This window comes from Paraburkholderia mimosarum LMG 23256 = NBRC 106338, from assembly GCF_000739815.1.
Classification (GTDB): Bacteria; Pseudomonadota; Gammaproteobacteria; order Burkholderiales; family Burkholderiaceae; genus Paraburkholderia; species Paraburkholderia mimosarum.
Genome location: NZ_BBJJ01000040.1, coordinates 52137 through 65263, shown reverse-complemented (window position 1 = coordinate 65263; position 13127 = coordinate 52137). Strand labels below are relative to the sequence as shown.

At 61.1% G+C, this 13127-nt stretch carries 9 protein-coding genes, 1 tRNA gene and 1 pseudogene; 3 read left to right on the top strand and 8 right to left on the bottom strand.

What is annotated here, in order from left to right:
- Positions 1-23: 23 nt before the first annotated feature.
- Together BMI01S_RS24545 and BMI01S_RS24540 are read right to left on the bottom strand one after the other, a co-directional pair.
- Positions 24-2219 (bottom strand): tyrosine-type recombinase/integrase, encoded by a 2196-nt coding sequence (locus tag BMI01S_RS24545; protein WP_161635541.1) that lies wholly within the window; start codon positions 2217-2219, stop codon positions 24-26.
- Between the two features lie 95 nt (positions 2220-2314).
- The gene (locus BMI01S_RS24540; RefSeq protein WP_028231745.1) at positions 2315-3391 is read right to left on the bottom strand and encodes a tyrosine-type recombinase/integrase; all 1077 of its coding nucleotides are present in this window, start codon (positions 3389-3391) and stop codon (positions 2315-2317) included.
- 223 nt (positions 3392-3614) lie between these two features.
- On the opposite strand from BMI01S_RS24540, the pseudogene BMI01S_RS24535 reads away from it, so the two are divergent.
- Positions 3615-3809, top strand: a pseudogene (locus BMI01S_RS24535) (ATP-binding protein); the annotation flags it as partial.
- An 87-nt stretch (positions 3810-3896) separates the two neighbouring features.
- Complete coding sequence (locus BMI01S_RS24530) at positions 3897-5438, top strand: IS3 family transposase (RefSeq protein WP_028231747.1); 1542 nt, start codon at positions 3897-3899, stop codon at positions 5436-5438.
- Positions 5439-5527: 89 nt separating this feature from the next.
- Here BMI01S_RS24530 and BMI01S_RS24525 read toward each other — a convergent pair whose 3' ends face one another.
- Together BMI01S_RS24525 and BMI01S_RS24520 are read right to left on the bottom strand one after the other, a co-directional pair.
- A complete protein-coding gene (locus BMI01S_RS24525) occupies positions 5528-6214 on the bottom strand; it encodes a DUF1444 domain-containing protein (RefSeq protein ID WP_154671330.1) in 687 nt (228 codons plus the stop codon).
- A 136-nt stretch (positions 6215-6350) separates the two neighbouring features.
- Positions 6351-7499, bottom strand: a complete 1149-nt coding sequence (locus BMI01S_RS24520) for a sensor histidine kinase (protein ID WP_028210900.1) — start codon at positions 7497-7499, stop codon at positions 6351-6353.
- 159 nt (positions 7500-7658) lie between these two features.
- On the opposite strand from BMI01S_RS24520, the gene BMI01S_RS24515 reads away from it, so the two are divergent.
- Positions 7659-8138, top strand: coding sequence for a response regulator (locus tag BMI01S_RS24515; protein WP_051381467.1), 480 nt, complete (start codon positions 7659-7661; stop codon positions 8136-8138).
- 388 nt (positions 8139-8526) lie between these two features.
- On the opposite strand, the gene BMI01S_RS24510 is transcribed toward BMI01S_RS24515, so the two are convergent.
- The 4 genes from BMI01S_RS24510 to fdhE all read right to left on the bottom strand — a co-directional run bounded on the left by BMI01S_RS24510 (position 8527) and on the right by fdhE (position 13007).
- A tRNA-Sec gene (locus BMI01S_RS24510) sits at positions 8527-8622 on the bottom strand.
- A 54-nt stretch (positions 8623-8676) separates the two neighbouring features.
- Entirely contained in the window at positions 8677-10596 is a 1920-nt protein-coding gene (selB, locus tag BMI01S_RS24505) for a selenocysteine-specific translation elongation factor (RefSeq protein WP_028231750.1), read from the bottom strand.
- The gene (gene selA / locus BMI01S_RS24500; protein ID WP_036045724.1) at positions 10593-12059 is read right to left on the bottom strand and encodes an L-seryl-tRNA(Sec) selenium transferase; all 1467 of its coding nucleotides are present in this window, start codon (positions 12057-12059) and stop codon (positions 10593-10595) included. The genes selB and selA overlap by 4 nt, the downstream gene beginning before the upstream one ends.
- 15 nt (positions 12060-12074) lie before the next feature.
- Complete coding sequence (gene fdhE, locus BMI01S_RS24495) at positions 12075-13007, bottom strand: formate dehydrogenase accessory protein FdhE (RefSeq protein WP_028210845.1); 933 nt, start codon at positions 13005-13007, stop codon at positions 12075-12077.
- Positions 13008-13127 lie beyond the last annotated feature (120 nt).

Sequence of the window (13127 nt, the reverse complement as noted above, 5' to 3'; positions counted from 1 at the left end):
TTATATGGAATTGAGGGGTTTTTCTACCTTTGTTTCTTCCTTTTTGAGGCGGTGAGCCGGTCGGGTGTCGGTACCCCCTCGAGGTGCCGAAGCAGACGATCGACAGCTTCTTGGTCACCTTCGATTGCCGCGCGTTCGTCATCGGTGAGAGGAATTTCCTGCAACATCCGGATCATGCCCGTCTTCGAAGAGAGCAAGTCGGCCCGGGACGAATCCTTCGGAACGTAGAAGTCGCAACGCGCACACGCCATGCGATGTGGACATTGATCGAAGAACTCATATGAGCACAACCCGTGACCAAGGTCGTAGTATCTCCACGGCTGCTCCGTGTGCCGGTCGTCGATCGTCTGCCGGTCAATGAGTACTTCCATCATTCGCAGGTTGCGCTGGAAGTACTGTGCTTCAGAATAAGCTCTGGCCAGCTTTGTGGGCGTGAACGCGACGTAATGCTGGGTCGTTGCTGGCGACCGATGACCGAGCCACGCTTGCAGTTCGAACAGGGACATCGGTTCCCGCGCGTTAAAGAGCTGGCTCGCGATGGTCGAGCGTGCCCTGTGGCTGCTGATCTGTCCGCGAGCATCCGCGCAAGGAATACCTGCCTTCCGGCAAAGTAAGGGAATGAGATGTCGGTTCAGGTACGCGCGTGGTATCGCCCTTGCACGATACGAGAAGAGGAAGTCAATCTGCTCTCCGGTTTTAACGTCGAGCGCAGCCGGTTGTACGGGACGTACTCGCTCCCACGCTGAGATTGCTTCGCCGACGACCGAATCAATCGGTTTGGTAAATGCAGTTCCGGTCTTGTGAACCGGAACGTCAAGCATCCGGCATTGTGTACCTGGTTGCCCTATTGATGGTTCTTCACGTACACAGCCAACTCGTAGCCGTACAATCTCATCGCTACGTAGTCCGGCGAAGAGCCATACGATACTCAACGCCTGCAGCATCTCAAGCGGATAATAGCCGCCGGCGCGACGAATGCTCCCGGTCGGATGGCGGCGCCCCCTCGCGTTACCGCCGTGTCCGGGGAGATCATCGAGAGTCAGATTCAGCCCGGCCCAGAGAAGCTTGGCCCACAAGTCGTCAGCAATGGTACGGGGCGCGGGTCCTATCAATGCCTTGGTGGAGCGAGGCGTCGCAAAGGCTCGAAACGGATCAAAGCGGCGAGGAATCCATTCCCACTCCTGAAGATCAGCGAAGAAGCATCGCATCGCGCCGAGGAAAGCGTTCTTCGATCGTGCCGTTATTGGTTTGCCGAGCTTCCTGGCAACCGAGGTAGTCTTCCAGACGTAATCACCGACATGCATGCGCTCAACCGCACCAATATATTCTGCCGCCAGTTCTCGGGTCCATTGATCCGCTCGGGTGATCTCAGGATGGGAAGCTGTCAACCACCGGCCAGCCTTCAGGACCATATCCCGAAGATGGCGGCGGCTGGACGCTGTCAAGGTGCTGGTTGCCTCCCACCGTTCGATCAGGCTGACCCAGTCAGTGGCAATGCCTGAGACCCTTGCCACATAAATCGATTCCCTGTCGATTCCATTGCGCATTGAGGGTTCTTCCGCAAGTATCCCCAGTGAAGCTAGGACGCGTGCGAGCTGGAAGTACAGGGAGCTTCGATAGTTAGAGTTGTGAAAGCGTGCGCGAACGGAGGCGATGAACTCACTGGTCAGCGCTTCAAGTTCCGGTTGCTGCTGCACAAGCAGTAGTTCCGCCAACAGGCTCATCAGAGGTTTGCAAGGGCTACGATAGCCCCATGCAGCGGACACCTCCGTGACGCGTTGTAGTGTGCCTGCGAGCCGTTCCCTGCCAAAGATCTTCTCCGCCAGTGTGACCCGCTTCGCTTCCCCCAGGTCAGGAATGTCGTTAAAGCAACGCAGCAGGTACGCAACCGCAATCAAGGCGTGACGCTCGCCACCGGCGTGCGGTTTGGGAAGGTGGGCTGCGAAGAAGGCTGCCTGCGTTGTTCCAAGAACCATGTGCCATGCGGCGGCATCCCAGGCCCAGAAGGATTGGTGCCGAATTGCGCAATGCTGTAGCAGCATCAGTCTCACGCGATCGTCGTAAAGATGCGTGCCATCAACAGCCGCGAGCGCGTCGTCGATCGGCGCAAGTAGACGATCAAGGCGCGACAGTCTTCCAAGCATCGCTCCTATCTTGCGTTCGTTGGCAACGGCGAGTGGAAGGTCCTGTGTCAACACCTTCTGCTCGCTCGCGGTCAACCGGCTTCTCCGGTCATAGTTCGTGATATCAATCGGCCACGTCCATGTAGATGTGCCAGAGACAGTCGGTGCAAGGGCCGCTTTGGACGAAGCCATCATGGTCGCTCTGCTACCGGGACGCACGCGAGCGCTTCAAGACGCCACGCGTGAACATGGCGCATGGTCGTTGCAAACCGGTCCGCGAGGTCATGCCCTGACAGATGCACGTATTGCCGCGTCGTTTCCAGATTCTGGTGACCAGCGAATCGGGCAATCTCATGCAGTTGCCAGCCCGCGCGAGCAAGATCCGTTAAACAAAGATGACGCAATGTATGCGTTGAAAACGCCGGAACGCCAGCGCGAATCGCGATAGAACGAACTACCTTCGACCATGTCCACATGCTGATTGGGGCGGCGTAGTTGCGTGGCGATTCCGAGAGAAATAGTTCGGTGCCATCGCCGCCCACGCTTCGTCGGTGTCGAAGGTAATCGCGGAGCAGTTCGCCGGATGTCGCAGAATATGGCACCACGCGTTCTCGATGCCCCTTGGTCGTCTCCGCCCTGATGCGCAGCAGCCGGTAGGCGGGATCGATATCGCCGCTCCGAAGCTGGCACAGCTCCTCCCGACGAAGTGCCGCGTCATAGGCAAGCGCCAGCATGCATCTATTACGCTTCGGTTCGTTGCGGACCACGGCCAGCAGGGCCACCCACTGCGCCTCTGTTGGAATCCACGGCAGCTTGTGAAACTTCTGGATGAGGCCTCGCTCACGACGCGCTCCGAAGCGACGGGATGCCGTATAGCGGCCGCGGCTTACCGGATTGGTTCTGACGAGCCCCTCATCGACAAGAAACTCGAATAGCAGTCGGACGGCGGTGAGCCGCTGCTGCAGCGTTGCGTTTGACAGGAAACCGCCCGAGTCGATGCGCACCACATTCGCATTTACTCGCCTTGGCTGCGTCCTCAGTTCGCCGACATACTGGGCGATAGTCTCGCGTGACACGCTGCGCAGATCAACGGAGCGGCTCACGGCAAAGCGAAGGAAGCCTTCGGTAGCGTACATGTAGGCCTTGATCGTATTCCTGGCCAGGCCGAGCATCACGCAACTCTCTATCCAGCGGCGAGCGCAAGAGTTCGAGGCGATGAGTGGATACCGTTCCCAGACCAGTTCGACGACCGCACTGTCTGAAGCCATGAATTGCTCCTCGCGAAGCGGATGCTTGCTCGTCAGTAAACGACGTTTCAAAACAAGCGCCCGAAACCGACATCGCCTTCGGCACGGGTTACCCACCGGGCCGCTCGCCTCTTGCTTTAGAGAAGCGGGCGGCGGCCCCGTGGATAACCCTGCGAAATCCGTATCTACCTCGCACACCAACCGACAGAAAAGCGGGTCTACCGTAACACAGGTTCCATTCCAAATAACTTATAGCAACTTGCCGTTCACGCAATGGGCCTCGGCGTTCGCCGACGACCAGACGCTGACGGCAGCGATGCTCGACAGGCTGTTGCACCACGCGCACATCGTGCAAATCAGCGGCGAGAGTTACCGCTTGAAGGACAAGCGGAAAGCAGGACAAACGAGCACGCGGGCGGGCGCGAAGGCAGCCGCGTGATTAGGACCCGGGTGGGTCAGTTTTACTTCGGCGCATCGTCGAAAAATGGGGGTGCGGACGAAAACTTGGACTACCTGGAGGTAGTTCATGTACTCGTATGAAGAGCGTCTTCGAGCGGTTCGGCTTTATCTAAAGCTGGGAAAGCGCCTCGGGGCGACCATCAGACAGCTGGGTTACCCGACAAAGAATTCTCTCAAAGCTTGGCATCGCGAATACGAACAGTGCGATGATCTACGGGCTGGCTATGTCCGTTCGAGGCCACGGTACTCGGCTGAGCAGAAGAAGGTTGCCGTCGATCATTATTTGAGCCATGACCGCTGTGCTGCCGCAACCTTAAGGGCTTTGGGCTATCCGAGTCGCGAGACGCTTGCCGCCTGGCTCGAAGAACTGTGCCCTGAAATCGGAAAGCGTACTGTTGGCAGAGCAGTTGGTAGCGTTCCAAAATCACATAAAGTGAAGCAGGCGGCAGTCATCGAGCTGTGCACCAGAGAGCAAAGCGCGCGCGTGGTGGCCGAGAGAACAGGCGTAAGTAGGCCGACGCTGTATAACTGGAAGAACCAGTTACTCGGTCGAGAGGTTCCTGCATCGATGAAACGCAAAAAGAAGCCAGCGCCGGACCATGAACGTGCGGAACTGGAACAACAGGTCGAATCGCTTCGACGCGACATCCGGCAGTTGCAGCTAGAGCACGATATCCTGAAGAAGGCGAACGAACTGATAAAAAAAGGAATGGGCGTCGACCCGCAACTCCTGAGCAATCGGGAGAAGACGATGCTGGTTGATGCCCTGAAACAGACCTATGCGTTGCCGGAGCTGTTAGCCGCCATGGGGCTTGCCCGCAGTTCCTATTTCTATCACCGTGCACGTCTGTTGGTTGCTGACAGGCATGCTGGCGCGCGTCGCGTCATCGCGGACATCTTCGAACTCAATCACCGTTGCTACGGATATCGCAGAATCCGCGCAGCATTGGGCAGGCAGCAAATCTTCATCTCGGAGAAGGTAGTGCGACGTTTGATGCGACAGGAAGGTCTGGCCGCTGCCACGACCAGGCGACGTCGCTACGGCTCCTATCGCGGAGAAATAAGCCCCGCGCCGGAGAACATCATCAATCGTGACTTCTGTGCCGCCGCTCCAAATCAGAAATGGCTCACCGACATTACCGAATTCCAGATCCCGGACGGCAAGGTATATCTGTCGCCGGTAATCGACTGCTTCGACGGTCTCGTAGTGAGCTGGTCAATCGGCAGGCGCCCAGATGCCGAACTCGTCAATACCATGCTGGATTCGGCGATTGAGTCGGTGGCCGGCTGCGAGCAGCGGCCCGTGGTTCACTCCGATCGCGGCGCGCACTATCGCTGGCCAGGATGGCTCGCACGGATGCAGGATGCCAGGCTGATTCGTTCGATGTCGCGCAAAGGATGTTCGCCGGATAATGCAGCCTGCGAAGGTTTCTTCGGGCGCCTCAAGACGGAGTTATTCTATCCTCGTGACTGGCGGGCCACGACCGTTGATCAATTCATCGAAGTCGTTGACTCGTACATCCGCTGGTACAACGCAAAGCGGATCAAGGTCTCGCTCGGCTTCCTGAGCCCGGTCGAATACCGGCAGAGTCTTGGAATTGCGGCATAAATCAGTCCAGGAATTTGGCCGCACCCCCAATGGGTCAGATTTAAATCGGCGTTGACAAATTCTCAGAGCGTCTGAATCGTCGTCCCTAATCATGGCGTGAAAGGCAGTTGCTTCCATTCGGCGCCTGTGCGTCGGTACAAGTGAGGGAGCAGCCGATGGTCGCAATCCCCGGACCGCTCTACGACGTGCCGAAGCTCCACTAGCCCTTGTGCGGAAGATGAGTCGCAGAATGCGAGGAGGTCACGCGCTGGAGCAACCGAAACAAAACCCTGCGGGGCGAGATGGGCATACCAGTCATTCCACATGGCATCAAGCGTGAGAAGACTCGCCTCGAAGTTGCCTCCCATGAGTGCAACATATATCGAACCGTACTCGCGAACAGCCAGCTTTTCTTCCGCAAGAGCTTGCAAATTTGAAACGGCCATTGAATGAAGCTGGTCAACCGAGACACCTTCCTGTTCCAGATGCCGGTGCTGAACAAAGGCCAAATGGTCAGCTGTATCCGCGACGTACGAAACCATTAGGTCGTCGATGAAGGGACGGAGAACAGGCGAGTCCTCCCGTGACAGCGATATTGCTGGCGTTGATTCTTGCACCGCGGGCTTCAAGTAAGCGATGGCGCGGGCACAGCTGCCGCCTTCTGTCGCAGTCATAGAGCGATATTCAATCAATCCAAAAATACGGCTAGAACCGTAGAACCATCCTTGGCGGATTGTCGACGATTCGCGTCGCGATGTCGAACGGCCGCTTCTGGCCGGCCAGCGCCCGACGATCAAGTGTGGCGATCGCGCGCAACATCAATGGCTGTTTCCAGGGATGAAACGGCCTTGTCGGTCGCGCCAGATCAATGGGCGCTCGCTGTCCAGCGTGTGCTCGCGAGGACCACCGTCCAACACTGGTTCTCGCTGCGACTCAATCTGAGCGCCCTGGTTCTACGGTTCCATTCGCACGAGGGAGTGTGACTGAAAAGTTGGTTTCCGTCTCATCGGACCGCGCTTCGATGACTCCATGGTGGGCCTTGGCGATTTCGCTTGCAATATACAGTCCCAGTCCGAGATTACCCGCCGTCTCGTGTACGCCCTGACGGTCTGCCCCCCGCGTCAGGGGATTGAAGATCTGCGCCAGCACGGTGCTCTCAATGGCAGGTCCGCGATTGTTGACGTCGAACCGGACATGCGATACGTCGCCAGTCACAGTCACGCGCACGGGAGTATCCTGCGCTCCATACTTGATGGCGTTGAAAACCAGGTTTCCAAGCAATTGCTGCAGGCGCCGGCCGTCCCAGACCCCCTGCGGATCACCGCTCACGTGTAGCTCAATCTGCCTGTCAGGAAAAATTGCACGCAACTCATCCACCTCCTCAGCAAAGACATCCGCCAGATTGATGCTCGAGGGGATCACCTTAATGCCCAAGCCCAGGTTGGTTCGGTTGAAATCGGTCAGGTCATCAAGCAACGCCTGGATCCGCGCTCCGCTCCGTATCAGGCGGGCGGCGGCGACCGAAACGCGCTCCCCGTCATTCAGTCTCGCCAGATACGAAGCAGTCACCAGAATCGCCTGAAGAGGGCCTCGCATGTCGTGTCCCAACATGCCAAGCAGAAGGTTACGGCTCTGGTCCACCTGTGCACTGAAAAAGCCGACCGATTCGGCAATCGCCTGATCGATCGCTTCGTTAAAACGAACGACGTCGTCCAAATCAGGCGCTTCGGGGGCGCAGTCGTCCATCCACAAGCGCAGTACGCTTGCGCGCAGGGCGCGATATTCGGCGGCAAGTTGGTTGATTTTGAAACCGGCCCGGGCTCTCAACACCGCATGCGTTTGCGCGGCTGTTTCGGTCGCGTCGATCGGATTGGAGCTGCGCCCCAAGGATTTTTCGCGTTGAGCTTCCCTGGTCTGCGAGGTCCGCAGGTCCTGTACTACCGCGAGAAGGATGGACTGCGCGTGGTCACGTAATGCCAGCGATTCCATGTTTTCCGCCGCCGGCAGGAGGGTTGCGGCGAACGCCTCCCATTGCTCCAGGATCGGCTCCATGTCTCGTAGGATAAAGTCGGCAAGGCGCATGAAGGCATCTCCGAACAGGAAACGGGGCCTTAAGGGCCGGCAGCGTACAGATCTTACGCGCACTTCGCGCGAACGCCGATCGGAACAAACCCCGCTGAGGGCGACCGTTTCGGCACGCACGTTTCCCGCCATCGCTCCCTGCTACAACGGGAACAGCTAATGCGCTCCTTCCTTTTCACCCGATTGAAGGCATGGATCGAACATGGTGCCCCCCCCCCCGCCACCCGCTGGACACCGCGCACTCTCTCTCGAAAACAGTCGAGCCGCCCGCGTCGGCTGCTTGTCGTCGACGATGAGCAGGCAGGGGCTGAAGCGATCGTCGCGTCGCTTTCCATGTCGGGGTATGAGGTTCAATTCGTCCTGAGCGGGCAGGCCGCCATGCACATCCTCGCTGCCTGGACGCCTGAGATCGCAGTGCTGGACATCAACATGCCAGGCATGGACGGATTTGCAGTCGCACGGCAGTTGCGCCACGACAAGCGGACGCAGCATATCGCCATTGTAGCTTTTACCGCCCAGGACGAAGTCGCCGTGCGGGCTGCGGGGATCGCGGCCGGGTTTGACGGGTACTGCCAAAAGGGCGCAGCCTCCGATTCACTGCTGCGTCTACTCGAACAGATTGCCGAAATGCCACGCTGAAGAAATTCCCGGTGCTCCGCAATCCCCAATGCGCAAGGCGCGGGACGAACAGGCGCACAAAAGGTGGTTGAACTGAGTGCAACGGAATTTGAAATGTCAACCGCGAAACTCGGTCAAATGGCCGAAATTGGCCGTCTGTTGCCGCAGGCCTACTCGGTTCCGTCAATCGCCGATGCAGCGAGCACAGAGTCTTTATACATACTTGCGTCGAAAACGAACGGTCCTAACGCCTCAACAGTCATCAAGTCAGATTCGCTTGTCTGGTAGGCGAAGCTTTCCCATCTGTAGGATTCGAGTTCGCGCCGCACAAGAACCGAATATGCACCGCATGCGACGTCGCCGCACTCTGGACAGATTTTTTTTTCGCAAACACCCTGCTCGGCGAAATTGGCGGAAGGCAGCCAGAGTCGAACTGACCCGGGAGCGGCTGACGCCCCCAACCGGATTTGAAGCCCGGCCGTACCACCGGATACGAATGCCTTCCTTCGTCAAACCCTGCTTCAGTTGCAACTGAAAATACAGGCACATGCCGATGTGCCTACAACCATTCGCGCATTCGGCTATCGAGCCGCAGCAGATGGGTGTCACGCTGGAAGCGAGTATATCCAACGCGATCGAAGAACTCCAGAATCTGGATCGCGCGCTTGCGGCCCAACTGCGTGACGTCGCGAAATGCCGCGGCGCTCACAGCGCCGCCCTGTTCGATAGCAACCTGCGCGACGACACGCGCGAGCATTTGCACCACGTCGCGATCGTAAAAGAGATCGCGCACGACCTGGTACACCCTGCCGAGCCGGGCGAGCTTACGCAACAAGGCACGCACCTTCTCTTCGGGTTGCCGCGTTTCGCGCGCAAGGTCGCGCACCCAGGGGGGATCGAAGCGCCCCTGCGCAATCAACGGCGTGAGAAGCGCAGCCAGCGCTTCCTCGCCGGCGTCGAGCGTCACCGCATGCGAAGGCAGATGCAGCCACGGCCCACTGCGCGCCACCCTCCCCTCTGCCGCGAGCGACTCGATCGCGGCGCGCCACACGGCGTCACTCACGAGCGGTGCCGCCATGCGCCGCAAGCGCGCTGAATCGGGCCCCTGTTCATCGGGCGAGCGAGCATGAAATTCGGCGAGCGCTTCGACAACGCGCTCCTTGAGCCGCGTCCAGTGCGCGTGTGCAATCACCGCGCCTTCATCGTCGCGCCCTTGCGGCGCGATGGGTATCGCATTCGCGGGCAGTTCGAGTGTGGCATCGTCGTAGCCCGTCAATTGCATCAACGTCGCGCGCGAAATGCCGCGCGGCGCTTCTCCGATCAGCGGCGCAAGACTCGCTTCGTCGAGCCACGCGCGCAACGCGTCGAGCCATGCGCGCCGTTCAGGCGTTCTGCGCCGCCGCGATGGTCCGAACGGATCGAGCACGCGCCCTCCGCCCACGGTGCGAGTCGCCTGCGCATTGCGGACGATGAAACGGTCTCCCGGCAACGCGTGCAACGGCGCATCGAAGACGAGCTGCACGCGCGCAGCCGCACCGGGCGCAAGCGTCTCGCCTTCGAGCAACGCAACGTTCGCAACGCGGTGCGTGGTGCCGAGGTGCACATGAAGCGGCGACCAGTGCTGCAGTGTGATGCCTGCATCGCCGAGCAGTTGCAGTTCGACGTCGAGGCGCACAGCAGGCTCGGCCAGGCGCGCGTCGACAATCCAGTCGCCACGCGCGATCTTCTCCTTGTCGACGCCGGTAACGTTGAGTGCGCAACGTTCTCCCGCGCGCCCCGTTTGGACCGCGCGATTCTGCGCATGAAGTCCGCGCACGCGCACCGGTGCGCCAGCCGGCGCGAGCACGAGCGTGTCGCCCGTTTGCACCTGTCCGGCGAATACGGTGCCCGTCACCACCGTTCCCTGGCCGGTCAACGTGAACACGCGATCGACGGCGAGGCGAAAGAGGCCATCGTCACGGCGCGCCCGCCATGCGGCGGCGCGCTCGTGCAGCCAGGCGTCGAGGCACGCCACGCCTGCGTCGTTGGATTGCGTCGCGCGGGTTTCGAAAATCGGTGCGTCCGCAAGCGTCGTTTTCGCGAGCCACGCGGCGATTTCCGCACGCACTGTTCCCAGCCTCGCCGCATCCACGCGATCGACCTTCGTGAGCGCGATGGCGCCCTGCCGCACACCCAGCAACTGCAAAATGGCGAGATGCTCGCGTGTTTGCGGCATGACCCCGTCGTCGGCGGCGATCACGAGCAAGGCGAAGTCGATGCCGCACGCACCCGCCGCCATCGTGTGCACGAGCTTTTCATGACCCGGCACGTCGATGAAGCCGAGCACGTCGCCGTTGGCGAGCGGCAAGTAGGCGTAGCCGAGCTCGATCGAAATGCCGCGCGCCTTCTCTTCTTTCAGGCGGTCGGTGTCCACGCCGGTCAGCGCGCGGACCAGCGTGGTCTTGCCGTGATCGATATGCCCCGCCGTACCGACGATCACAGACGCAGCTCCGTGAGTTGAGCGACGAACGCCGGCTCATCCGCGCTCTCGAGGCAACGCAGGTCCATACGCAAGGCGTCGTCGGCAATGCGGCCGATCACCGGTCGCGGCAGGCTGTATAAAGCGCGCTCGAGTTTGAGCAGCGCGCGGCCGCTGCCGCCCTTGCCGGCATGGCGCACGACGAGCCCGCTGCTCGGCAGCACGTCAACGGGCAACGCGCCACTGCCGATCTGGCTGAACATCGGCTCGATGTTCGCGGCATACGTTTCGCCCAATGCGCGCTGCAACGGCGACAGCACGCGCTGCGCGGCCTCCTGTATTTCCATCGCGGGACGCGTGAGAAGGCGCAATGTCGTAAGCCGCTCCTGCAGAAATTCAGGCGCCCGATAGAGGCGCAGCACGGGTTCGAGCGCCGCGAGCGTGAGCTTGCCCACACGAAGCGCACGCTTGAGCGGATGCTTCTTGATCTTCGCGATCATGTCCTTGCGCCCGACGATCAGCCCGGCTTGCGGGCCGCCCAGCAGCTTGTCGCCGCTGAATGTCACGAGGTCCGCGCCCGCTTCGATGGTCGCGCGCACCGTGGGCTCCGCGGGCAACCCCCACTGCGCGAGATCGACGAGTGTTCCGCTGCCGAGATCGACCGCAACGGGCAGGCCATGACGGCGCGCGAGCGGCGCGAGTTCATCGAGTCCGACGCTTTTCGTGAAGCCGCTGATCGCGTAGTTACTGCAATGCACCTTCATCAGCAGCGCCGTGCGTGGATTGATCGCCGCTTCGTAGTCCTTGAGATGCGTCCGGTTGGTCGTGCCGATTTCGCGCAGCCGCGCACCCGCGCGGCTCATGATGTCGGGTATGCGAAACGCCCCGCCGATCTCGACCAGTTCGCCGCGCGACACGACGACTTCCTTACGCGTGGCGAGCGCACTCAGCAGCAACAGCACCGCCGCCGCGTTGTTGTTCACGACGGTTGCGGCTTCCGCACCGGTCAGCTCGCAGATCAGCGCATCGATCAGGTCGTCGCGGTCGCCGCGCTTGCCGCTCGCCAGATCGAATTCGAGATTCGCGGGTTGTGTGAGCGCCTGCACCACGGCCTTGACTGCCTCGTCGGGAAGCAGCGCGCGGCCGAGATTCGTGTGCAGCACCGTGCCCGTCAGATTGAATACGGGGCGCAGACGGCTTTGCGCGCGATCGGCCAGGCGCTGGGCGGCGGCCGCGATCACGCGCTCCAGCGCAAATGGTTCGATGTCCTTGTTTTCATGCTCGAAGGTCCCGGCCTGCACATCGCGGCGCCAGGCGTCCTGAGCGGCGCGTATCGCATCGAGCACCTGGGTGCGCCCGTACTGCGCGATCAGCGGTTGCGCGTGGGCCGAGGCAATCACGCGCTCGACCGCCGGCATCTTTGCGAGCAGCGTGTTGAGCGCCCGCGCATCGTGCTCCGTTGCTCGTCCCACGGTTTCACTCATGGCGCGCGCGGCTCCTTACTGGTCACGTGGCACTTCGGGCCACAACAACGGATTCGGGCTCGCGCGGCGGTAACCCGCTTCGCTCATCAGCAGATCGAGCGTGAGGCTCGCCAGGTCGTCGGCAAGCGGCTCGAAGTCGAGATCCTTCTCCTGATAGCCGATCTTGCGGTATGTATGGCACTCGTCACACGATTCGGCCTTGAGTGCGGGATTGCCGCCTTCGATGCCGTGATACGCAATGCCCTTGGTCGAATCGCAGTTCGTGCACTTCACGCGCACGACGTGGGCCTCGGTGCCGCACAGGCCGCATTGCGCGTAGCGATAGCCCTGATACGCGCCGCCGATGCGCACGATGCTGGCCACGGGCGGCGAGCCGCACACGGGGCACACGCCGGGCGCATCGACGTAGGGCACGTCCCGCGCGTCGATGCGGCTTGCCAGGTCGGTCCACACCACCTGCAGCGCGGCCATGATGAACGGCGCGGTGGCGGGCGCGATTTCGGTGTAGCGCTGTGCGAGGATCGCATCGGCCTGGGCGTCGAGCTGCGCCTGGTCCATGGCGCGCAATGCGTCGAGCACGTTTGCGAGCGCGGGCGTGACGGCGCCGGCAGCTTCGATGCGATCGGCGAGGCGGTACAGCACCTCGCGCCATTGCGGATCACGCTCGCCACCAAGCGCCGGTAGGATCGGCATCGAATGGCGTTGCGCGCTTTCGATCGATTCGCGGACGGGCAACGCAGTGTTCGCGTGTTCGAGCGCTTGCTGCTGCGCGTCGACGAGCACTGCCATCAGCCGCACATAGCCACCGATCGGATTGTGGTCAGCGAGGTGCCGAAGCCGCGCGGCGCGCGTGCTGAAAAAGGCGGAACGCTCGGGCAGGCGGATGCGCGGTATGGCCGAGGGATCGAGCGTCTCTATCTGCTGCGGGTCGAGAATGCGTTGTGTCACGACGGCCTGCTCCAGAACGGCTTCACAAATAGAAAACCGCCGTGCCCTCGCGGGCGCCGGCGGTTTGCCGCTCGCGCCGCCGCTGCCTTTGCCGCACGGCCCGGCAGACGGCGCGCAGCC